The organism is Peribacillus sp. S4 (assembly GCF_046715815.1).
In the GTDB taxonomy this organism is placed as follows: Bacteria; Bacillota; Bacilli; order Bacillales; family DSM-1321; genus Peribacillus; species Peribacillus frigoritolerans.
The window spans coordinates 223,555-246,998 of sequence record NZ_CP175708.1 but is presented as its reverse complement, the minus strand read 5'-3'; the positions used below and the strand labels follow the sequence as shown (position 1 = coordinate 246,998).

The 23,444-nt window shown below is 41.8% G+C and carries 18 protein-coding genes and 1 rRNA gene; 6 read left to right on the top strand and 13 right to left on the bottom strand.

Annotated features, from left to right (window positions below):
- Positions 1–161: 161 nt before the first annotated feature.
- Positions 162–1,712 (bottom strand): 16S ribosomal RNA (locus tag ACJ9PY_RS01325).
- 624 nt (positions 1,713–2,336) lie between these two features.
- Between ACJ9PY_RS01325 and ACJ9PY_RS01320 the strand changes: the two genes are divergently transcribed.
- Positions 2,337–3,095 carry an alpha/beta hydrolase gene (locus ACJ9PY_RS01320; protein ID WP_098866102.1) on the top strand — a complete coding sequence of 253 codons (759 nt, stop codon included), beginning with the start codon at positions 2,337–2,339 and terminating at the stop codon, positions 3,093–3,095.
- A gap of 80 nt (positions 3,096–3,175) precedes the next feature.
- Positions 3,176–3,346 carry a CsbD family protein gene (locus ACJ9PY_RS01315; protein WP_098866101.1) on the top strand — a complete coding sequence of 57 codons (171 nt, stop codon included), beginning with the start codon at positions 3,176–3,178 and terminating at the stop codon, positions 3,344–3,346.
- A gap of 112 nt (positions 3,347–3,458) precedes the next feature.
- Here ACJ9PY_RS01315 and ACJ9PY_RS01310 read toward each other — a convergent pair whose 3' ends face one another.
- The 5 genes from ACJ9PY_RS01310 to ACJ9PY_RS01290 all read right to left on the bottom strand — a co-directional run bounded on the left by ACJ9PY_RS01310 (position 3,459) and on the right by ACJ9PY_RS01290 (position 10,751).
- The gene (locus tag ACJ9PY_RS01310; RefSeq protein WP_098866100.1) at positions 3,459–4,601 is read right to left on the bottom strand and encodes a PP2C family protein-serine/threonine phosphatase; all 1,143 of its coding nucleotides are present in this window, start codon (positions 4,599–4,601) and stop codon (positions 3,459–3,461) included.
- A 271-nt stretch (positions 4,602–4,872) separates the two neighbouring features.
- Complete coding sequence (locus tag ACJ9PY_RS01305) at positions 4,873–5,706, bottom strand: CheR family methyltransferase (RefSeq protein WP_098866099.1); 834 nt, start codon at positions 5,704–5,706, stop codon at positions 4,873–4,875.
- A 28-nt stretch (positions 5,707–5,734) separates the two neighbouring features.
- Entirely contained in the window at positions 5,735–8,533 is a 2,799-nt protein-coding gene (locus tag ACJ9PY_RS01300) for a response regulator (protein ID WP_411739367.1), read from the bottom strand.
- Positions 8,534–8,800: 267 nt separating this feature from the next.
- The gene (locus ACJ9PY_RS01295) at positions 8,801–10,099 is read right to left on the bottom strand and encodes a hemolysin family protein (RefSeq protein WP_053537444.1); all 1,299 of its coding nucleotides are present in this window, start codon (positions 10,097–10,099) and stop codon (positions 8,801–8,803) included.
- 196 nt (positions 10,100–10,295) lie between these two features.
- Complete coding sequence (locus tag ACJ9PY_RS01290; RefSeq protein ID WP_223256011.1) at positions 10,296–10,751, bottom strand: MerR family transcriptional regulator; 456 nt, start codon at positions 10,749–10,751, stop codon at positions 10,296–10,298.
- A gap of 591 nt (positions 10,752–11,342) precedes the next feature.
- Here ACJ9PY_RS01290 and ACJ9PY_RS01285 point away from each other — a divergent pair.
- Complete coding sequence (locus ACJ9PY_RS01285) at positions 11,343–11,768, top strand: DUF4395 domain-containing protein (protein ID WP_095679765.1); 426 nt, start codon at positions 11,343–11,345, stop codon at positions 11,766–11,768.
- A 42-nt stretch (positions 11,769–11,810) separates the two neighbouring features.
- Here the strand turns inward: ACJ9PY_RS01285 and ACJ9PY_RS01280 are convergent, their stop codons facing one another.
- From ACJ9PY_RS01280 to ACJ9PY_RS01265, 4 genes are all read right to left on the bottom strand, one after another.
- Positions 11,811–13,565, bottom strand: a complete 1,755-nt coding sequence (locus ACJ9PY_RS01280; RefSeq protein ID WP_411739366.1) for an FTR1 family protein — start codon at positions 13,563–13,565, stop codon at positions 11,811–11,813.
- Positions 13,566–13,651: 86 nt separating this feature from the next.
- Positions 13,652–14,938, bottom strand: a complete 1,287-nt coding sequence (gene efeB / locus ACJ9PY_RS01275) for an iron uptake transporter deferrochelatase/peroxidase subunit (RefSeq protein WP_258249946.1) — start codon at positions 14,936–14,938, stop codon at positions 13,652–13,654.
- The gene (gene efeO, locus ACJ9PY_RS01270; RefSeq protein ID WP_411739365.1) at positions 14,939–15,784 is read right to left on the bottom strand and encodes an iron uptake system protein EfeO; all 846 of its coding nucleotides are present in this window, start codon (positions 15,782–15,784) and stop codon (positions 14,939–14,941) included.
- 189 nt (positions 15,785–15,973) lie between these two features.
- Positions 15,974–16,453 (bottom strand): MarR family winged helix-turn-helix transcriptional regulator, encoded by a 480-nt coding sequence (locus tag ACJ9PY_RS01265; RefSeq protein WP_411739364.1) that lies wholly within the window; start codon positions 16,451–16,453, stop codon positions 15,974–15,976.
- A 129-nt stretch (positions 16,454–16,582) separates the two neighbouring features.
- Here ACJ9PY_RS01265 and ACJ9PY_RS01260 point away from each other — a divergent pair, with 129 nt between their 5' ends.
- Both ACJ9PY_RS01260 and ACJ9PY_RS01255 read left to right on the top strand, forming a co-directional pair.
- A complete protein-coding gene (locus ACJ9PY_RS01260) occupies positions 16,583–18,097 on the top strand; it encodes an MDR family MFS transporter (RefSeq protein WP_411739363.1) in 1,515 nt (504 codons plus the stop codon).
- 126 nt (positions 18,098–18,223) lie between these two features.
- Positions 18,224–18,934 carry an SGNH/GDSL hydrolase family protein gene (locus ACJ9PY_RS01255; RefSeq protein ID WP_411739362.1) on the top strand — a complete coding sequence of 237 codons (711 nt, stop codon included), beginning with the start codon at positions 18,224–18,226 and terminating at the stop codon, positions 18,932–18,934.
- 34 nt (positions 18,935–18,968) lie between these two features.
- Here the strand turns inward: ACJ9PY_RS01255 and def are convergent, their stop codons facing one another.
- Positions 18,969–19,547 carry a peptide deformylase gene (gene def, locus ACJ9PY_RS01250; protein WP_048688779.1) on the bottom strand — a complete coding sequence of 193 codons (579 nt, stop codon included), beginning with the start codon at positions 19,545–19,547 and terminating at the stop codon, positions 18,969–18,971.
- A gap of 250 nt (positions 19,548–19,797) precedes the next feature.
- Between def and ACJ9PY_RS01245 the strand changes: the two genes are divergently transcribed.
- On the top strand, positions 19,798–21,531 hold the full coding sequence (locus tag ACJ9PY_RS01245; RefSeq protein WP_411739361.1) for an AAA family ATPase: 1,734 nt from the start codon (positions 19,798–19,800) through the stop codon (positions 21,529–21,531).
- Between the two features lie 153 nt (positions 21,532–21,684).
- Here ACJ9PY_RS01245 and ACJ9PY_RS01240 read toward each other — a convergent pair whose 3' ends face one another.
- Both ACJ9PY_RS01240 and ACJ9PY_RS01235 read right to left on the bottom strand, forming a co-directional pair.
- Positions 21,685–23,139 (bottom strand): DHA2 family efflux MFS transporter permease subunit, encoded by a 1,455-nt coding sequence (locus ACJ9PY_RS01240; protein ID WP_098866094.1) that lies wholly within the window; start codon positions 23,137–23,139, stop codon positions 21,685–21,687.
- Positions 23,136–23,309 (bottom strand): MbtH family NRPS accessory protein, encoded by a 174-nt coding sequence (locus tag ACJ9PY_RS01235; RefSeq protein WP_268565335.1) that lies wholly within the window; start codon positions 23,307–23,309, stop codon positions 23,136–23,138. The genes ACJ9PY_RS01240 and ACJ9PY_RS01235 overlap by 4 nt, the downstream gene beginning before the upstream one ends.
- Positions 23,310–23,444: the final 135 nt, after the last annotated feature.

Below are 23,444 nucleotides of genomic sequence, written 5' to 3'. Positions count from 1 at the left end.
ACAGATGCTTTGAAAAAAATTAATTGCCTTCTATCTATTATCTAGTTTTCAAGGAACAAAGCAGAAAGAATCCATCACATCGTGATGTTTGTCTTTCCTATTTGAATGAATTACTCATTCAAAACTGAACAAAACAAAAGCGCTCTCGTAATTATCCTTAGAAAGGAGGTGATCCAGCCGCACCTTCCGATACGGCTACCTTGTTACGACTTCACCCCAATCATCTGTCCCACCTTAGGCGGCTGGCTCCATGAAGGTTACCTCACCGACTTCGGGTGTTACAAACTCTCGTGGTGTGACGGGCGGTGTGTACAAGGCCCGGGAACGTATTCACCGCGGCATGCTGATCCGCGATTACTAGCGATTCCGGCTTCATGCAGGCGAGTTGCAGCCTGCAATCCGAACTGAGAATGGCTTTATGGGATTCGCTTACCTTCGCAGGTTTGCAGCCCTTTGTACCATCCATTGTAGCACGTGTGTAGCCCAGGTCATAAGGGGCATGATGATTTGACGTCATCCCCACCTTCCTCCGGTTTGTCACCGGCAGTCACCTTAGAGTGCCCAACTGAATGCTGGCAACTAAGATCAAGGGTTGCGCTCGTTGCGGGACTTAACCCAACATCTCACGACACGAGCTGACGACAACCATGCACCACCTGTCACTCTGTCCCCCGAAGGGGAAAGCCCTATCTCTAGGGTTGTCAGAGGATGTCAAGACCTGGTAAGGTTCTTCGCGTTGCTTCGAATTAAACCACATGCTCCACCGCTTGTGCGGGCCCCCGTCAATTCCTTTGAGTTTCAGCCTTGCGGCCGTACTCCCCAGGCGGAGTGCTTAATGCGTTAGCTGCAGCACTAAAGGGCGGAAACCCTCTAACACTTAGCACTCATCGTTTACGGCGTGGACTACCAGGGTATCTAATCCTGTTTGCTCCCCACGCTTTCGCGCCTCAGTGTCAGTTACAGACCAGAAAGTCGCCTTCGCCACTGGTGTTCCTCCAAATCTCTACGCATTTCACCGCTACACTTGGAATTCCACTTTCCTCTTCTGCACTCAAGTTCCCCAGTTTCCAATGACCCTCCACGGTTGAGCCGTGGGCTTTCACATCAGACTTAAGGAACCACCTGCGCGCGCTTTACGCCCAATAATTCCGGACAACGCTTGCCACCTACGTATTACCGCGGCTGCTGGCACGTAGTTAGCCGTGGCTTTCTGGTTAGGTACCGTCAAGGTACCAGCAGTTACTCTGGTACTTGTTCTTCCCTAACAACAGAACTTTACGACCCGAAGGCCTTCTTCGTTCACGCGGCGTTGCTCCGTCAGACTTTCGTCCATTGCGGAAGATTCCCTACTGCTGCCTCCCGTAGGAGTCTGGGCCGTGTCTCAGTCCCAGTGTGGCCGATCACCCTCTCAGGTCGGCTACGCATCGTCGCCTTGGTGAGCCATTACCTCACCAACTAGCTAATGCGCCGCGGGCCCATCTATAAGTGACAGCGTAAACCGTCTTTCCATCTTCTCTCATGCGAGAAAAGAACGTATCCGGTATTAGCTCCGGTTTCCCGAAGTTATCCCAGTCTTATAGGCAGGTTGCCCACGTGTTACTCACCCGTCCGCCGCTAATCTCAGGGAGCAAGCTCCCGTCGATTCGCTCGACTTGCATGTATTAGGCACGCCGCCAGCGTTCGTCCTGAGCCAGGATCAAACTCTCCGAAGAAATGTTTGACTTGCTCATTTGCTTTTTTGATAGTGTGTGCTCACTTAAAATTTAACGTTGGCGCTTTGTTTTGTTCAGTTTTCAAAGAGCAATTTCCACAATCGTTCTTTCGAACGGCTGTTTATTCATCATAACATCTTATTGATTAGTTGTCAACTTCTACGAAGTTTTTAACTTATTTTAAATCGCTGTGTTTTTCAGCGGCCATTTCATCTTATCATTTTCATAGTAAGAAGTCAATAGTTATTATTTCTTTCAGCAACCTGCCAAAAGCGATGAAGTTTTTTGCATGTCTTAGTTGGTGCTTATTTATATTAATCCCATTTCACTTTAAAGTCAATGCTTTTTCTCCATTTCTTACATTTATATATTACCGGTGATTAGCATCTTCAGTTTATCAACAATTCCAAGACAGCACTTATATAATAGAAAGACGAAAATGACCTGATAATTATCTTTATATCCTTTTGATGCTTCTTAATAATAGTGAAGTTTTGGAACATAACCAAGTTGACTTCATAATTTTCATTATGCTATTATATAACCAAGTAAAATAATCGGAATAGTTAAATTTATTAAAACCTTCTATTAACAAAACTTAGCTAAATCAAAGGAGATGGGAATATGACAGCAGCAATGGTAATACCAGGTGCGGAATCTTTTTTCTTACCCGGCAATTCTATCGGCATCCTTATTTGCCATGGTTTTAACGGAACGCCACAAAGCGTAAGGTATTTAGGTGAAAAATTTGCCGCCAAAGGCTTTACTGTCTTCGCTCCTCGACTGGCAGGCCACGGAACGGATGAATATGAAATGGAAACAAGTCATTATCAGGAATGGATACAAGATGTTGAAATGGCTTATGCAAAATTAAAGCGAACCTGCACCCATGTTTTCGCCATCGGACAATCAATGGGAGGCGCCCTTGTTCTCGATTTAGCGACAAAATTGGCTTGTGATGGAATTCTTACTATCAACGCCGCTCTCCAAGTTCCTGAATATGAAAGGTATCGTAACCAATCGGTTCCACGCTTCATTCCCGAAGGCAAGCCTGACATAAAAGACGATATACCTAAAGAAATCACATATGACCAAGTTCCGTCAAAAGCGATTAATCAATTGCTTGATATAATGGAACATGCCAGTCAAAAACTAATAGACGTTTCGTGCCCGATACTTATCTTTCATTCTCCAGAAGATCACGTAGTACCAGACTCTTGTTCCTACCAGATTTACGATACGGTCATCTCCGGTGATAAGGAGATGGCATCCCTTGAAAATTCTTATCATGTGGCCTCGTTGGATCATGACAAAGATCATATCATTGAACGGTCTTATCAGTTCATTCAAAGGTTAAGTAAAAGGGCAATAATTGCTTCTTAAACTCCTTTCTCAACATAAATCAGGTTTACCCATACACTTCATGGGTATATACAGTATATAAAGAAAAAGGAGGTAACATAATGAGCGGTTTATCAGACAAAGTAAAAGGTGCTGTAAATAAAGTTAAAGGTGAAACGAAAGACCAAGTCGGAAACGCAAAAAATGATCCTCACTTACAAGCAGAAGGTAAAGTCGATAAATTAAAAGGCAATCTCCAGGATGGCATTGGTAAATTGAAAAATGACCGTTAATTGCAAATAGCCGAATACATGATTCAATCTCTTAACACATTCTCATTTCATATAAAAGTGACCCCCCTTTTATAGAGAAGAGGCGGCAGATAATCTGCCGCCTCTTCCTCGTTCAATTTGCTTGAATAACAACAACACACATATCATCAGGTTGATCTTGCTGCATTTCCGGGGACATCAAAAAATCGATAGGGGGAGATTCCTTACAATCGAACCATCTCGTCGAGACCGCTTCTTTTATTTGATCAAGCCCTTCCATCCCTTCTCGATCTATCGCTTCCATGACTCCATCCGTAAATAGCATAAGCTGAATCTTCTCTTCATAATGAATGACGGACTTCTCTATTTTCATTTCGGTGAAGAACCCAACAGGACATGTCCCTTTTGAAAGTGAGGCCACTTTCCCATCGTCCATTAAAGCAAAGCCCGGAGGATGTCCGGCATTCACATATTCCACAGTCTTTTGCTCTGTATCAATGACCATATAAATCGCGGTAAAATAATAATGCACTGGATTATCTTCTTTATTAAGGGTACTCATCCAGCGATTCATTTCATTTATTACTGCCACTGGATCCGTATGTATCCTGATGGCATCCCTCAATACGGAGGAAATGAACATGCACACAAGTGAGGCGGATATGCCATGCCCCATCATATCCAGCAGGATAATCCCATACCGACTTTCATCAATGCGGTGCCAATAATACATATCCCCTGCCAATTTATTCGCAGGTAAGTATGATGCCTTTATAGTTAAGTGGTCATTTATAATGGGTTCACTTAATAAACCGCTTTGAACCTGCATGGAAAGATCCAATTCATTGCGGATTTTTTCATCCTGCATTTTATGCCAATCTTTTTCATATTTAAGTCTTAACCCGACGCGAATCCTCGCAAGTAAATCTATTTTATTGATAGGCTTCATTATATAATCAATTCCGCCAACATCAAGTGCCTCGGCAACCTTGTTTGAATCTTCAAGGGCGGTCACAAAAATTACGGGTATATCTCTAAGGTGAGGAATGCTTTGAAGTCTCCTGCACGCCTCTATCCCATCGATCTCCGGCATCATGATATCAAGCAGAATGATATCAACTGAAGTCTCTTTAGGTTGCGGACTATCCACCTGTAAATATTCAAACATCTCAACAGCTGAAGTTAATGATAGAAAATCCGTATAGCCAGCTCGTTTTAGAATTTTCTCTATAACGAAAAGGTTAACCTGGTTATCATCTACGATTAAAATCGTCATTCTTTCATTCCCCTTTTGGCTTATATCGAGCGGCAACATTTATCTTTTTTATATGGATCAGTACTTTCATAAAGCTCCCTTAATAGGGATTTTCCTATTATATTATAACGAAGTTCAGTCCCTTTTAATAATAATAAACCACGGTAGTTATTCTACATGGAGACCAACTCATCATTTATACCCCTTCTTCCGATACCTTAAACATAGAAAAGAAAAAAAGCGAAAAATAAATTAAAAAGAAAGAGTCCGCTTATATGCGGACTCCTTCTTTTTACAATTTCCGATAAATTCGTTCCTTTGAGTCAAAGTCCTCATAATCTTCCGAAAAGGATGATGTACGAAGTGTTTCCTTGCTGCCAACCGCAAGGAAGCCGTCTTTACAAAGACTGTCATAAAACAACTGATTAACATAGGTCTGTAATTCACCGGTAAAGTAAATCATCACATTCCGGCACATGATGATATGAAACTCATTGAACGAACTATCAGTAACTAAATTATGCTGGAAAAACACAATGTTTTTAAGAAGACCCGAATCAAGATAAGCATTTTGATAATCGGTTGTATAATACTCAGAAAATTCCTGGTTGCCTCCAGCTTGCAAATAGTTTTTCGTATAAGACTGCATTCTATTTAAAGGTAATATCCCTTTTTCCGCATGACGGAGGACTTCATCATTCATATCAGTGGCATAAATCCTCGCCTTATCATAAAGCCCTTCTTCCTTGAGGATGATCGCCATGGAGAAGGCTTCTTCACCGGTCGAGCAACCCGCATGCCAAATTCTTATTTCAGGAAGCTTTTTCAGGAGCGGAACAATATTTAAACGAAAGGCTTTAAAGAACTCCGGATCACGAAACATTTCAGTGACATTTATTGAAAAATCTTTCAAAAGCTTCTCGACATACCCTTTTTCATATAAAACCATTTCTATCATCCCGCTAATCCTGCGAACATGGTCCAGCCTCATTCTATTTTCAACCCTTCTTTTTATTGAAGAGCGCATATATTTGCGAAAGTCAAAGCCAGATACGGAATAAATGGCCTCTAACAATAATTCGATTTCTAGATCTTCTCTTTCTTCAATCGTTAAAGTATCCTTCATGCAAAACCTTCCTTACCCGTACTATCAATCAATTAGTCAACCATACTCTTAGGACGGATAGCAGCTGATCCAATTTTAACGGCTTGCTGACATAATCGGAAGCGCCGGCCTTCAGGCATTTTTCCCTATCGCCTTTCATCGCTTTCGCAGTTAGCGCGATGATTGGAAGTTCCTCGAACTTACTTTGCTCGCGAATTCTAGTCATCGTTTCGTAACCGTCCATGCCCGGCATCATGATATCCATCAAAATAACATCTATATCGTTCCCTTTTTCAAGGAGTTCCAAACATTCGTAGCCGTTTTCAGCTGTAAGGATTTCCATCCCCTCATGCTTCAGCGCATTTTTCAGCGCAAATATATTACGGTGATCATCATCGACGACCAATACAGTTTTATTGCAGAATGGTTTGGCCTTATCCCGATCTTCTTCATCCAATATAACTACATCCGGTTCTTCCTGACCGCCAAAAGGCGCAGCAGAATCATCGTGGTTGGCTGCTGCCACTTCTGGAGAAGCAGCTATTGCTTCGCCGACATTTTTGAAGCCCTCTGGCATGCTTGGAATAAAGAAAGTAAAGGTACTGCCTTGCCCTTCTTCACTATCTACAATGACCCAGCCTCCCAGAAGTTTGGCAAACTCCCGGCAAATCGATAGCCCTAGTCCTGTACCGCCATATTTTCTCATTGTAGCTCCGTCACCTTGCTGGAACGCTTCAAAGATAAGTTTTTGCTTCTCTTTTGAAATTCCGATGCCAGTATCCGTCACCTTGATTTCAACCCAATTGCTAGCCCCTCTTGTCTGTATCCATTGTGCTACATTTTCTTCATCAGCTTTTTGGATTTGGACAGACACAGAACCTTTTTCCGTGAATTTGAATGCATTGGACAATAGGTTTTTCAAAATTTGCTGGAAGCGCTGTTCATCCGTAAAGAAAATGTCCGGGACATTTTTACTCTTTTCTATTATAAAGTCAATGTTCTTTTTCTTCGCTACATGATCGAAATTACGGTGCAATAACTCAGGAAGTTCACTTAAATTCATTTCGTCAAAAACCACTTCAAGCTTTCCGACTTCAACTTTTGATAAATCCAAAATGTCATTGATCAACGTTAATAAGTCTTGGCCTGATGAATTAATGACACGAGCGAATTCCTGTTGCTCTTCATTTAATTTACTATCATTCGGATCTGAAAGCATTTCTGATAAAATCAGAATACTATTGAGCGGTGTCCGCAATTCATGGGACATATTTGCCATGAACTCGGATTTATATTTGGAACTTAACTTTAATTCTTCCGCTTGTTTTTCAAGATTCAGTTTTGCGACTTGAAGCTCTTTCGATTTTTCTTCAGTCTCACGGTTTCTCTCTTCTAATTGTTCATTGATCATTCGCAATTCTTCAGCCTGTGTTTGCAGTTCCTCCGATTGGGCTTGCATTTCCTCTGACTGTGATTGCAATTCTTCCGATTGAGCCTGTAACTCTTCGGTCTGTGCTTGTGATTCTTTCAATAAACGCTCTATTTCCATCCGGCCCTCAACATTATTAATCGTGATGCCCAGAGTATCAAGAACCTGGTTCAGGAAAGTTTTTTGCAGCTTCGTAAAGGTCTCCAAACTTGCCAGTTCAACCATCGCCACCACTTCATCCTCAAAAACGACCGGAGCAATGACAATGCTTTTCGGGTTGACTTCCCCTAATCCTGTCGTAACCAATTGAAAATCTTCAGGGATATCTTCAATGACTTTCGATTCCTTTTCAAGGGCGCATTGTCCGATCAAACCTTCGCCAAGACGGAATTCACGTCTGCCTGAATCTTCGCCATCTCCCGCAAAGCTTGCAAGCTTCACAAAACGCATATCCACGCCCTCGCCCCGTTTGACGTAAAAAGCTCCAATTGAGGCTCCCATCATCGGTGCAAGTCTTGTAATGAACCGGTCAGCCAGAACTTCCACATCAACAATGCGCTGATACATGGTAGCTATATCTGCGACACGAGTCTGGATCCAGTTCTGTTCACTGATCTTTTCAGTGAAATCCTTCTCTTTTTGATTATAAACTTCAAGCGATTCCGCCATATCATTGAATGATCTCGCTATATCACCAATTTCATCACTAGTCCGAACCGGAACTCTTGGTATGACCGATAAATTTTTATAATCGATATTTTTGATGACCTTCGTAATCGATTGGAGATCTTTTGATGTACTGCGAATCATCCAAACAACCGTTACGGAAATCACTAATATGAGAAGAATGACAGCAAACGTTATAAAACTAATCATATCTTCATAGGTTTGTTTCGAATTATTTAAGGTATCATTCATGACACCTTCTTGGTAATCTTTAAACTCATCCATCGTACTGATGACTTTCGTTCGCTTTTCCCTTTGATCGTCCATTAAGTTAGAAATATCCGAAGAATTTCCCGATTTTATCTTTTGGATGATTTCAGCTTCTGTTATGGAATAAGAGGCAAATTGAGTCTCGAACTCTTTCAATAATTGCTTTGCTTTCGGCTTATTTAACGTACCTGATAACCCAGCAATTTTTGATTCGATCAAACTATGATTCTCATTTAAGATTTTAAGGCTCTCTGCTCTTTCTTCCTTGTTTGCATCATTTGCTGCAAATAAAATCTCACGGTCCGACCTTGAAAACAGCTGACGGATTTCCATCGAAGCTGATACTTTTTCATAGCGGTTTTCAACTATTTCAGTCATGCTGCTCTTTAAATTGTTAAGCGTAAATATCATGAAAGAAAGTAATATAGCCAAGAAAAGCAAGATCAAACCGAATCCCAACATTTGCTTCTTCCTAAAACCCATTCTCCCGCCCACCTTCAATACTTATTTATACCAGCCATAAATAAACGGCATTGCAAAATAAATCAAATGATATATAGATAGTTTCATTGTTCAAAATCAATTTTAACATTTTCCAAGCTAAAATGGTTACCTACACTATCATTTTACATGAATTCCTTTTCCAATTAAGTAACAGTCTGCCTTACCATTGTCATAAACACCCAAATGAATGGTTCGTACAAAATAAAAGCCGAAAGTTTTCACTTTCGGCTTTTGGTGTGATCCTGTTTACTTAATCTTCTTCACTTCAACATATAAAACATGGTGGCCGTCCATTTCCTTTACAGTAAATTCATATCCGGCGTATTCAATTCTATCTCCGACAGCAATTTCAAATCTGCCTGTCAGGAACCATCCACCCAATGTATCGATATCTTCCTCCGGCAAATCGATCGCAAGGGTATCATTGACATCTTCAACCAATGTTTTAGCATCGAATACATAATGCCCTTCATCAATTTTTTGAATGAGCGGACGTTCATCCTGATCAAATTCATCACGGATTTCCCCGACGATTTCTTCAAGGATGTCTTCAACCGTTACAAGACCAGCTGTTCCGCCATATTCATCGGTCAAAACTGCCATATGGATCCTTTCCTTCTGCATTTTTAGCAGCAGATCATGAATAGCGATCGTTTCAAGAACACGGATGATGGGTGTTACAAAGGAATCCACCGTTAAAGCCGTTACATTATCTTCTGTAATCGTCGCTGTATAAAGGCGTTTGATATTGACCATTCCCACGACATTGTCTTTATCACCGTCTATGACCGGATACCTTGTGTACTGTTCTTCCTGAATCAGTTCAACAACTTCCAATAATGGCATGCCTTTTTCGATAACGGTCATTTCCGTCCGCGGAACCATGATTTCATTGGCAATACGCTCATCAAATTCAAATATCTGATTGACATATTTGTATTCCGATTGGTTGATCTCACCGCTTTTATAGCTTTCCGATAAAATGATGCGCAGCTCTTCTTCGGAATGGGCCATTTCAGACTCGGAAGCAGGCTTTAATCCGAACATGCCCGTCAGGAGACGTGCAGAACCATTCAGTAACCAAATGAATGGGTACAAAATGCGGTAAAAGAGAATTAATGGCTTTGCAAATAGCAAGGTTACCTCTTCTGCCTTTTGAATCGCAACTGTTTTCGGTGCGAGTTCGCCGACTACAACATGAAGGAATGTCACGGAACCGAACGCGATCAGGAACGAGATGATGTGACTTACAGATTCCTCTAATCCCCATTTAGTGAACAATGGTTTTAAGATCGCCTCGACCGTCGGTTCACCCAACACCCCTAAACCTAAGGCGGTTACTGTAATCCCCAATTGACAGGCAGATAAGTACTCATCGATATGCGATGTCACTTTCTTGGCTGCGAGGGCATTTCTATGCCCTTCTTCAATTAATTGATTGATACGGGAACTTCTGACTTTCACGATTGCAAATTCCGATGCAACGAAAAATGCGGTTAATGCTATTAATGCAGCTACTGCCAATAATTTTATAAAAATCTCCAATATGTGCGGGTTCGCCATAAGGTTCCAATCCTACTGTTCTTCGGAATAGACATATATGGCTTAATCCCAAGCACCTCCTGTATAAATGGTTATTTTCGTTTAATAAGCATTTTTGCCTTATAACATGAACCAAAACCATTTAGCCTATATCGTTACTATGCACCTTTGTGCATAAAACTATAGAGATAAATTTTAATCATACGAGCAACACTAGTAATGATTGGATCAAGGCCATGCTTTCACGGGATATCTGTTTTTTTAGAAGAAGCTCACTTTTTCCGTCCTTTTCAATCAAGCTGATGAATTCCTGAAGTTCTTCGTTCAGGCCATCCATTTTATTCTTGAGCTGAAGACCTTTTGCCTCAATTGCTGATGCGGCTTCCTTATCCTTTTTAAGTATTTCTTTAATATCTTCCAATGAAAGGTTTTCTCTTTTGTATCCTTCGATACGGCGGAGCCTTTCAAGTTCACCGACTGAATAATAACGGTAATTAGAGGCGGAACGTTCTGCTTTAAGCAAGCCAAGATTCGTATAATAATCTACGGTTCGTTTCGTAACATTCGCCATTTCCGCCAACTCGCCAATTTTTAAAGTCTCGTTCCCAACATAGCCCCTCCTAACCGTCACGTTATGGTTTAGACAAATCTTCATGACGTTTTATTCTATTCTATAATCGTACATTATTTTAATTGAAATGAAAAATATTTATTATGCACTTTACCCCTTATTGGAAAAATAAAAACCGATTAATTGAATAATCGGTTCATTTTTTGAGTGTGTATAAAATATGAACGCTGATTGGAATAAGGCACTCGTTTTCCGCGGTCGGTCCGGGAGCCTCGAACAACCGCTCCAATCAACTTTGTTTAAAAATTAAGATGGAACCCTTTTTATCTACAAACTCAAACCGATTAATGGTTTAGTTTATGATCTATTCCAGTGGAGTTTATTTTTTTGTTTTATCTGAGAGTTGATTGCTCAGTATCTTAGGACCGCACTGGCATAGGGAAGAATGCTTTAGCTTTTTTATTGGTGTTCCACATGTTTCACAAACTTTTGCTACCATTTATACTGTCCTCCTAACTTTTGTTTATGATAAATATATTATACTACTTTTATAATGATAATCAATACTAAATTAAAATAATTATAAATAAGGACACCTTTTGTTAACCTTTCTCTTCACAAGTGATTAAAATAAGGATAAAATATAATAAAACACATAAGGAAGGTTGGTATTATATGACGAGTGAAATTCGTTCCATTCCCCGTCCCTTAGTACGTACGAATCAATGGGTCATTTTGTTAAGCGTAGCTACCGCCTTATTGACGGGACAAATATGGATATTAGCCATTCCTTTAACAGCGGGGCTTTTGGGTCTTCTCTTTAATTTCAATCCAGTGATGCGTCTGGCAAAGCTCTTTCTTAAAAAGAAACCGTCCGATTATATTCCTGAAGATCATTCACAGCAACAATTCAACCAGGCAATAGCAGTCGTTTGCTTAGGACTTGGATTCACTTCTTTTTTGCTTGGTTGGAATGTTACCGGTTATATATTTACCTTGATGGTCGGAGTGGCTTCACTCATAGCCATTCTTGGATTCTGCATCGGCTGCTTCATCCTTTATCAATGGAAGCAATATTCCTATCGCCGATCACTACGCTAATAGCACACATAAATGGGACTGACATTCGTCAGTCCCATTTTATTATTCGGTTGCACGTAAGGAATTACTCTTTTTGACCCAAATGGCGGCCAATGCAATCAGCAATAATAATACAGCTTGCGGCACCAGCGTTTCCATTGTTGGATAAAGACCTATCGTTTCTGCAAATGGGAAGGAGCTGAGCGTATTTGTCTGTATCACTTGAGAAACCTGAAGTGAGTGGATGGAGACTCCAAGAATCTTGAAAGCCAAGGCATATATGAGTATCGTTGCCACTTTAAAGAATAGGGTCATCGGTAATTTCACACTGTACCGCAGCATGATGAAACCAATTACCACTAAAATGAGGAAGGCAAGGAAAATCCCGCTCAGCAGCTGCTTTAATTCCATATAAGGAGCCATTCCAGCATAAAAGATAATCGTCTCGGCACCTTCACGGAAGATGGATAGAAAACTGATTAAAGCGAAAGAGATGATGCTCCCCGTCGCAATGGCTTGGTTCATTTGCTTGCTGATATATCGGTTCCATGCATGGACGTTCGATTTACTATGAAGCCAAAGACCAATTGTCAACATCATCAATACGGCTATTATCCCAGTGATTCCCTCAATATATTCCCGGCTTGAAGCAGCCGTGATCTGAGAGAAAACGATATTGATTATGACCGCCAATATGGAACTGGCAACTAACCCCGCACCAACTCCTGTCCAAATCCATTTTTGTTTGTCCGCTTGCCCGATTTTCTTTAGAAAAGACAGCAATGTAGCTACAATCAAGAGTGCTTCCAATCCTTCCCGTAAAAGGATCAGAGCTGCATCCCATGTTGTATAGCCCGTATCCTCAATTAAAGGGAGTAACCTTGTGTTTAAATCGGTTACGATTCCCTTTGCTTCATCCGCCTTTACCTTTTTCGATTGCAATAGGCTGATTGCGGTCGGGACCTTCGTTTCCATATCGCTGTAAAGTTTGCTGTCCCTTGTGGAAACCTCCCCTTCTACATTAGGCCAAATTGTTAAGATTTCATTTAGCTTATCAACGGCAGAATCGATTTCATCCTTTTCAATATCCGTTGCACTTCCTTGTAAAAGTTGTGTTACATCCCCAAGTGAATAGGTGTTCTTCTGGCTTCCTACTTCAACTTTACCAGCAAGGAAATCCTCGATTAAACCCTTCAATTCAGTTAGATTTTTTTGGGCTTTTTTCGGATCAGGAGGGTCTTGGGTAATCGCTATCCGCACAAAGGCCATTTTCGTTTCAAACTCACCATATGTAGCAACACTTTTCTCCCTGACAATGACCTCTGCATCGGTCCATTGATTCAGGAGATTGGTATATTGAACTTTAGCTTGATCAAAGTCACCTTCAGTTATCAAAGCCTCCAACTTATCTATTAATGGAAGTATCGCTTGTAACCGTTCTTTATAGTCAGTCTTGTCAACAGGGTTTTCGTTTGTATCATAAATAACAAGCGTACTTGATAATGCCGATAATCGTTTTTTGATTTCATCTGTGGAGGCTTGGTCGCTCACAGCACGTTTTACTGCGGATAGCTTCTCGTCGACTTTCCTCGCACTTTCGCTGTCCGTTTTTATCGTTTTCCAATCTTGCTCGAATCGCTCGATATTTTTCGATACTTCCTCAAGGTCGCCTGATTTCACCTTCATTAAACTATCGCCAATATAAACAAAGAGCTGATCATGGTTTTCACCCGCCGAAACCATCTTAATATCAGTCGAAAGAAATAAAAGACTGACGACTAAAACAAATATTCCACTCTTCCATCTAGAAACGGTCATAGTGGTCCCTCCTTATTCATGAACTAAAATCGCCAACTGGATAATATCCATGCTGGCGATTTTCACATCCTCATTTGAAATGATATTTATCCAAAAAGGGAATCCCCGATATAGCCACCCTTTTTCACACCTGGTAAACAAGCGAACATGGCACTGCCCCTGTGAACGATATATTCGTTGAGCTTATCATTTTTTGCCAGTCGCTCTTGTATCGGTATGAATTGTTTACTTGGGTTTCGCTGAAAACAAATGAATAGCAAGCCTGCATTGAAGCTCCCTGTTTTGGGATCCATTCCATCTGCATATGAATATGGACGCCGCAATATCTTTGCTTTTCCGTCCCCTCTGGAGAGACTTACATGTGAATCTTCTGGAATGATCCGATTTCCATTTGGGTCTTTAGCTTCGAGATCCACGGTATCGAACTCATTTTTCATTCCTAGTGGAGCTCCACTGTCGCGATGACGGCCAAACGTATTTTCCTGTTCTTTCAATATAGTCCGGTCCCAAACTTCAATGTACATCTGGATTCGCCGCACCACCATATAACTGCCTCCAACAAGCCAGTCAGGACCGTCCTCGCCCTTCACCCAAACATGCTCATTCATTTCATTATTATCATTCGTATCCGGATTGACGGTCCCATCCTTAAACCCGAATAAGTTCCGCGGTGTCGTTTTTTGTGAATCGGCTTGCTTAGTCCGTTGAAAACCTGTTTGTGCCCAATGAATGATCGCTTTCCCTCTGCCGATCCTCACTAAGTTCCGGACGGCATGGAAAGCCACTTGAAGATCATCTGCACATGCTTGAATACAAATATCCCCACCGCTCCATTCTTCTTCTAAAGCATCTAAAGGGAATTGGGGCAGGTCCTTTAATTCAGCAGGCCTTTTTGATTTCAAACCAAATCGATCTTTGCCATCCTTCGAAAACAGGGTCGGACCCACTCCAAAAGTGATCGTTAAATTGGAAGGTGATAATTCTTTCGCTTCCCCCGTATCCTTTGGGGGCATATTCGTATTAAGTGATGTATCACCAATCAAATTCCCCGCTGTCATCTGAGCCGCAGCCTCTGTCCAATCCTTAAATAACTGGATTAAGTCTGATCTTTTATCCGTGGTTACTTCCAATGACGCGAAGTAAAGGTTATCTTGCGCTTCAGTGGTGATACCAGCTTGATGCGCTCCATAAAAAGGTACAATATCCTTAGTTTGTCCCTTCGCCTTTTGTTCAGAAAGTGTCAGCAGCCCGCCAAATCCGGATGCTCCCATCACGACTCCGATTCCACCCACTCCTGCCGTTTTAAGCATGTTACGACGACTCACCTTTTTTGTAAAAAATCCGGTTTCATTTTTCGGCGTATGTTCTTTCAATTAAGATTCCTCCGTTACAATCCCTATTTGCGAAAGTGGTTCAGCCAATGCATCAATTGCTTGACTTAACTCTTTGACTTCAGATTCCTTTAAATCCGTATATGAGATGTATCCATCCCCTTCTTTATGCTTTTCAAGCAAGTCATATACATCGTCAAAACGTTGTTGGATTTCCGCAGCAAGCTTCGCATCCTTTTCTTTCAGCGCTGGAGTAAGCAGTTCATAGATCTTCTCTGCACCTTCAACATTAGCCACGAAATCATATAAATCGGTATGGGAGTATCGGTCCTCTTCTCCTGTCACTTTACTTGTTGAAACTTCATTCAATAAATCCACCGCACCCGTGATCAACAAATCGGGTGTTACCTCAACCGTTTCAACTTTGGCACGAAGCAAATTGACATCACTCATTAATTGATCTGCATACTTTTCGTATCCTTTCGTTGTATTTTCTTGCCATAACCCCATTTCAATCCTATGGTAACCGCCCCATTCTTCATCTTTGACATCCCCTTTACGCGCATCGATTTTGGGATCAAGATCGCCAAAAACTTCAGCGATGGGTTCTGCTCTCTCATAATGCATCCGTGCTGGTGCGTATAATTCCTTCGCTTTTTCAATATCACCGGCAGATACGGCCGTGGTGAATTCTTCCGTTGCGTTTACGAACTCTTCTATTTCACCAATGGCATATTCCCGGTACTCGCTAGATACACCATCAAGCTTACTCTCACTCACTTCTTTGGCCTTATCATCTGCCGGTTTAGTTTCTTCCTTTTCCTGCGCACAGCCAAATAATAGACTGGTTGATAGTAAGACCGCTAATGACGCCTTTGCTTTCTTCATATTGTATTCTCCCTTTGAAATGATTTGTAGATTCATATTAGCAGATAATGAAATTCATTATCAATATATATTTTAATGGAAATAGACATTATTCATTCTCTTCCAAAATATTCAACTCTATCCCTTTTCCTTACGCAGGATAAGTAGCTCCCAGCTGGCTAAAAATAAAAAAGGCAGCCTACATATCAGCTACCTTTCACGCTCACTCATTAACTTGTCATTTTCTTTATCCATGATTTTTGTGATTTCCTCAACAAATTGATTGATCAATATTAGCTCTTGCTCATTATAAGCTGAGCATAATTCTTTTGTGGCCATGGAGAGCGATTGATAGTGCGATTTAATCTGTTCCTGCCTTTCCGGTATCGGCATAATCATGACCTTTCTTCCGTCCAATTGATCTCGTTCCCTTTTAACATAACCCGATTTCTCAAGGCGATTGATCAGTGCCGTGACCGAACCCGTGCTCAATCCTGTAATTTTGGATAATTCACCTGCGGTTATCGGCCCTGTTTCATTCAATATTTCAGCACTCTTTAAGTCCGTATGGGACACCCCTATTTTCTGGGCCATGTTTTGTTGAAATAAAACGGACCTCATTCCATACCGCTGCAACCTGTGCGTTAAACTCTCTAACAGAGCTGCATTCACCCTATTATCGCTTGACATAAAATGCCACCCCTTTTACACTTAAATTTATCTTGATTATCAAGATAAATGTTTTGTTTCATCTTAACGTTTACCCTTCAACCATGTAAAGCAAATTCATGAGCTGGTTGATACGAAGGAGGAAAATAAATGAACGCTCAAAAAAAACAAAAATTCATTGTTGCCGGTTTACTACTGGGTATCCTGATGTCAGCAATGGATAATACGATTGTTGCGACTGCGATGGGAACGATCGTTTCTGATTTAGGCGGATTTGATAAGTTTGTATGGGTGACATCTGCCTATATGGTCGCCACGATGGCAAGTATGCCGATATTCGGTAAGCTTTCCGATATGTACGGAAGAAAGAGGTTTTTTATTTTTGGACTTATAGTCTTTTTAATCGGCTCCGCATTATGTGGCATGGCCCAGAGCATAGTACAGTTAAGTATCTTCCGTGCAATCCAAGGGATCGGCGGAGGCGCCTTGATGCCTATTGCCTTTACAATCATTTTTGATATTTTCCCACCTGAAAAACGGGGAAAATTAACTGGCCTTTTCGGTGCTGTATTTGGGGCATCAAGCGTATTGGGACCACTTTTAGGTGCTTATATTACTGAATACTCCAGCTGGCACTGGATTTTCTACGTCAATGTTCCGATTGGAATCATTTCTTTATTTTTCATCTGGAATTATTACAAGGAGTCACCCAACCCCCAGGAGCAAAAAATTGATTGGGGTGGCGCAGCAACTCTCGTCATAGCAGTTATCAGCTTAATGTTCGCTCTTGAACTAGGCGGGGAGTATGGTTGGAGTTCCTCTCCCATCATAGGCCTGTTTGCCAGTTTTGTGGTTTTCTTCGTTTCATTTTTCTTTTTCGAAAAAAGAGCAAGTGATCCAATCATTTCATTATGGCTGTTTAAAAGGCGATTATTTGCCACTTCTCAAATTTTAGCCATTCTTTATGGCGGTACATTCATTATCTTAACCGTCTATATCCCGATTTTCGTGCAGGCAGTTTACGGTGGTTCCGCAACAAATGCCGGACTGATCCTAACTCCCATGATGCTTGGTTCTGTATTCGGCAGTGCAATTGGCGGGATATTCAATACAAAGACAAGCTTTCGTAACTTAATGACGGTTTCCGTCATCTGTTATTTTGCAGGAATGCTTTTATTAGGAACCATCACCCCTGATACCAGCAGGACTTTATTAACTTTGTACATGATTTTGACTGGATTTGGCATGGGCTTTTCCTTCTCCCTTTTGCCTATAGCATCCATCCACAACTTGGAACCTAGATTCCGGGGGTCGGCCAACTCAACAAACTCCTTCCTTCGTTCTTTTGGGATGACACTCGGTGTAACGATTTATGGAGCGATTCAGAACAATGTATTCACAAGTAAAATGACGGATGCGTTTAAAGGAATGCAAGGAAGTCCGGATACAGCAAGATTGATGGAGGACCCACGTCAGCTCTTCCAATCGGAAGCACGTGCGGAGATTCCGGATTTTATCCTGGATAAAATCGTTCATGCGATGTCCGATTCGATTTCATTCATCTTCACCTTGGCCCTCATTCCGATCGGTCTTGCAGCCATTACTGTGTTCTTCATGGGAAAAACAAGGGTGGAAACACCTTCAAAAAAGGAATCCTTACAATAAACAAAAAGCGCTGCACTCCCAGCGCTTTTTGTATTTTCATCTCCTCTATAAAGGAGGTGAAGATTGCCGAAATATCATTCCACTACTAAAATATAAGTAACACATTCACATACCGAGGTGAGAAGTTTGAAGATCGTATGTTTTGGAGACAGTTTAACCAGAGGCATCTCTTATGTTAGGGGGCGCCTTCGCATCATTAAAGAAAATTATCCAAACTCTTTAGCTAAGCTAACAGAATCTTTGCCATTCGTCGAAGTTTTGAATAAAGGGGTTTTCAATGATAACTCCGACCTGTTGGTTAGCCGGATCGAGAAAGACGTCATGTCGGAAAATCCCGATATCGTATTAATAGAGGTCGGTGGAAATGACTGTAACTTCCATTGGGACGAAGTAGCCAAGAATCCAGAAGGTGACCATGAGCCCATCGTTCCAATCGAACGCTACCTGGAAAATGTCACACAACTTGTCAAGCAGGTTCAGGACAAGCATATAACCCCTTTCCTTTTAACTCTTCCGCCACTGGATCCTGCCAGATATTACAGATCCATCGCCGATAAGTTCGGTCATTCAATCGGGCATTTCGTTTCCCATGTCGGCGGTATTGAACATTGGCATGGGATGTATAATCGCCAATTGAAAAGCCTTGCAGAGGAACTAAAGGTGCCTTTGATCGACGTCCGTTCCCATATTAAATCCTCCGGTGACTTGGGTCCCTTGATTAGCGATGATGGCATCCACCTCACTTCAGAAGGATACCAGCAAATGAGCCTGGCCATTTTCAGTGATTTGCTGAAGCATATGGAAGAAGATATGATTCCTAAAGCCATAAAACGGTAAAAAGGCAAAGCATGGCGCTTTGCCTTTTTGGGTTTTACAGACTTTTCACTTCCACGTTTTCCGGAAGCTTGAAAGGGTTTTCGGTATTGATCCGGTCATAAAACATCATCCCGTTCAAATGATCTAGCTCATGTTGAAACACGATTGCAGCAAAGCCCTTCAGCCGCATCTCTATTTCCTCACCATTACCGTCTAAAGCTTTGATTTTAACCCGTTCATAACGCGGTACATATCCTTTAATATCACGGTCGACAGAAAGGCAGCCTTCACTTTGCGGTAAATAGATCATTGTGGCGGAATGGCTGATGATTTTCGGATTCACAAGGGCATATTCAAACAGCTTCCCCTTTTCGTCGGGAAAATACATGACGAACATGCGTTTATTCAAGCCTATCTGATTGGCAGACAACCCAACTCCTTCACGCAAGTTGAACTTCTTTTGGAGTTTTGGATCCTGACTGTTTTTCAGGTATTGCATCATGCATTCGAGCGTTTCACGATCTTCATCCGAAATCGGCAGGCTAACTTCATCCGTTACCTGACGCAGAATGGGATCCCCTTCTCTAACGATATCCTTCATCGTAATCATATAGTCTTTTATAAATTTACTCATAGAACTTCACACTCTTCTACCATTTTATTTTTTCATGACTTAGACCATTTCACTTTAGCATTTCGCATTTAAAAAGTCTAATATCCCGGATAGATTAAATATTTCTGAATTCCGGACTCTTTAAACTCTCATACATAAGTGTTATTTCTTGCATTTAACATTATTTACCTTTAATTTAAGGTATAAAGACCTATAGATTACATGTTTAAAAATTTTATACTGAATATATATTCTTAAAGGAGATGAAAAATTGAACTCGAACTCTAAATTAGTTTCGAAATTGCTGCCGTTCCTTACGGCTCTCATTGTGATAATTGCTGGAATCAGTTGGTATGCTGTTACTCAGTCAAAGGATATGGTCATTCCTTTTTCATCGGTGGAAAAAACGATTAAAGCCCAAAATGGAGCTCCTGTCACCATTGAAGAAAAAAGAAATGGCACTCTTCACATCTCCACACCAGATGGAGAATACGTTTCAAGTATTCCTCCCAACAGTCAAATGATCAATAAACTTGTCGAAACTTATAACGTTCAATATTCTTTTTCATCAACTAATAAATCAGCATTATGGATTTTAGGCGGTTTAATGGCGGCTCTCGTCACAACCGGTGTCATTATACAGAAAAAATCAAAGGGCGGATTGCGGATTGGCAGCAAAAAACAAAGCCTTTCCACCCCAAAACCCCTGCCAGAGATAACTTTGGATGATGTAGGCGGTTTGCAATCCGAAATCAAACAGGAGATCCTTCAGACACTTACTACACTAAAGGAACCTGAACGTTCAGCTAAAATTGGAATTAAGCCGCCTCAAGGCATTTTATTATACGGCCCTCCTGGAACGGGGAAAACGCTGCTTGCACAGGCAATTGCAAAAGAGCTTGGTGCAAACTTCTTCACAACGAGCGGTTCAGCCTTCAACGAAATGTTTGTTGGAGTCGGTGCAGCCCGTGTCCGCAGCCTTTTCCAAAATGCACGTAAACAATCGCCAGCTGTCATTTTCATCGATGAAGTGGACGCATTGGCTGGTAAAAGGAAACCCCACGGCGGGGAAGAAGGCGAAAAAACGTTGACCGAACTGCTTGTCCAATTGGATGGGGGCCATCCAAATGAAGGCATTTTATTCATTGCAGCGACCAACCGGAAAGATATGCTCGATGAGGCATTTCTACGTCCGGGCAGGATCGATTTCTCTTTCCAAGTCCCACTTCCGGATACACAAGGAAGAAAGGAAATCATCGATATCCATACGAAGGGAAAGCGTCTAGCGACAGATGTCCTGGCTTCCCTGGATGAGTTGGCTGAAAGTACATCCGGTTTCTCCGGCGCTGACTTAAGCTCCCTGTTCGATACTGCCTCACGTCATGCCCTGAGGAATGAACAGGATATGATTCGTAAACAGGATCTTGATTACGCGATTGACCGTACGATACTTGGAGCGACATCACGTACTTTGAATGATGCGGATACGAAGCGGCGTGTGGCCATTCATGAAAGTGGACATGCCCTGATTGCTGCTTTGACAAAGCCTGGCTCCGTTAGAAAGGCGACCATCATTCCGCGTGGGGAAGCCCTTGGATATGTAGCGCCGATACCAAAAGAGCTCCATCTGGCAACAGCCAGTGAATTGCTTGATCAAGTCAAAATGATTTTGGCAGGCGGCGTGGCGGAAAGAATGTATCTAGGGGAACATAGCATAGGTGTAGGCGGAGATGTACAGCAGGCGAAACATCTGCTGGAACAAATGGTCGATACCGGAATGCTTCAAGATGGATTCACCCTCACCTTCAATAAAGGTGAGAAGGAGCAAAAGATGCAGGAATTATTCACGAAAGCGATTCAGGAAACGGAAATGTTGATTGACTCGAATCGCCTACAGTATGAAGAACTCGTTGAAGAGTTATTGAAAAAAGAGACACTTGAGGGATCTGAAGTTCAGCGTATCGTTGACGCTTCGGAAATAACCGGTATATGCTCGAATGCATAATACTCTTCTCCACTAAGTCTTAAGAACTGATTTCCAGAGCCTGTTTGCAATAAAACAGGCTCTTTTTTTCAGCCGCAAAATGTAGGCAGTCCCTGTGCAGCTAGCAAAATGAAAGGGAGGTCACTGGCAAAATCACAGTGGCCTTCCTGTTACTTATCCGCTTCTGACCTGTTTTACATCAAGGGATTTAGACATATGTTGTTTCGGTATCTTGGCCTTAAAATCATCCTTTTTCAAACGCATCGCAAATAATAGGGCTATGACGAGCAAAGCCACAGAACCTAGGAGAGCAAATTGATAGGATATTAAATTAACATGGTGCTCCCCATTCGTTCCTATCGAGCTAGTGCCCACTTCCCCCAGAATGCTGGCTAGGATGGCTACACCAATGGCCGAGCCAATCCGGTTTTGGACATTGAACAATGTGGCCGCCATTCCCATCGAAGCAGAGTTGATATTGGTGAAAGTGGAAAACTGTACGGCCACAACAGTATGTCCCAAACAGATACCGACGCTAAATAATAAGGCACGAAGGAACCAGGGGTTGGCTGTCGGCCCGACAATGCTGATCAATGTATAAATGATGATTGTACCAAGCAGCCCTATCCGGATCACCTGATGTATGCCCAGTTTCTTCGTAGTCCAAGGCATCATCCGGGAGGCCACCATCAAACCTATAGCTTCCGGGAAAGTGGTCAGCCCGCTTTCTAAAGCTGAAGCATGAAGCGAACTTTGATACATTAACGGGAACACGAAGAGCATCCCCAATAAGCCCGCCATTGAAAATAATGAAATGATGCCCAATGTACGAAACAATCGATCGGATAATAAACGCAAATCAAGCATTGGTTCGTTCACACGCAGCTCCAATAGAATAAATGAGAGAACAAGAACTGCACCGATAATTCCTGTATACATGATAACGGGGGAACCCCATCCTTTAGATGGCCCTAAGCTCATTGCATACATCAGCATGGAAAAGCCTGCAGCTGACAATAAGAATCCTGGAAGGTCCAATCTGCCAGCAGTTGATTCTTTATTTTCTTTTAAAAACCATACACCGAATATCAGGACCATAATTCCGAAAGGGACATTTATATAAAATGCCCAACGCCAAGACAGCTGCTCCGCAAGGAATCCGCCAACAATCGGACCAACAGCTGGTGCGAATGCTATGGGAAGCACAAGGGAACGGGACACCTTTGGGCGTTCTTCAACAGAGAACGTTCTAAATAATATGGCCATTCCAATTGGTGTAAGGATCCCGCCTCCTGCCCCCTGCAAAACCCTGAACAAATTCAAGGTTTGAAGATTATTAGCGAATCCGCATAAAAAGGAGGCTGCCGTAAAGACACCCAATGCCATCAAGAAGATTTTCTTGGTTCCAAAACGATCCCCAAGCCACCCAGCTACCGGAAGGAATACAGCCAGGCTTACTAAATATCCAACATTAATGCCACTGGCTGAAGAGGGATCAAGGTTAAATTCACTACTGATCGTTGGCAGGATCACATTGACAATCGTCCCGTCCATCGAAACCATGAACATCGCTATGACATAAACGATGCTAACTACTATTTTAGGGTCCATTTGCATCCTTACTTTCATTTTGTTCCATCAATGCTAGCAACTAGTTTTATGTATTTCCAGCAGTCCTCTCGATATATCAATGACCAGCCTTCTGGAATAACCAAAAAGGCGGGCCAAAGGGAATTTCGACCTTCTTCAATTATTAATTCATTGTAGATCCCATTTTCATTCACAAAACGGTTGGTCATCAGTCATTGTCCTCCTTCATAATTTTTTCAAATTTTCGATAGTGAATGTTTGTTAGCTATCTCCTAGCCAACCAATAATGATAATCATTATCAATCATAATCTACAGGTAATGATATATATTTATAACTTACTGG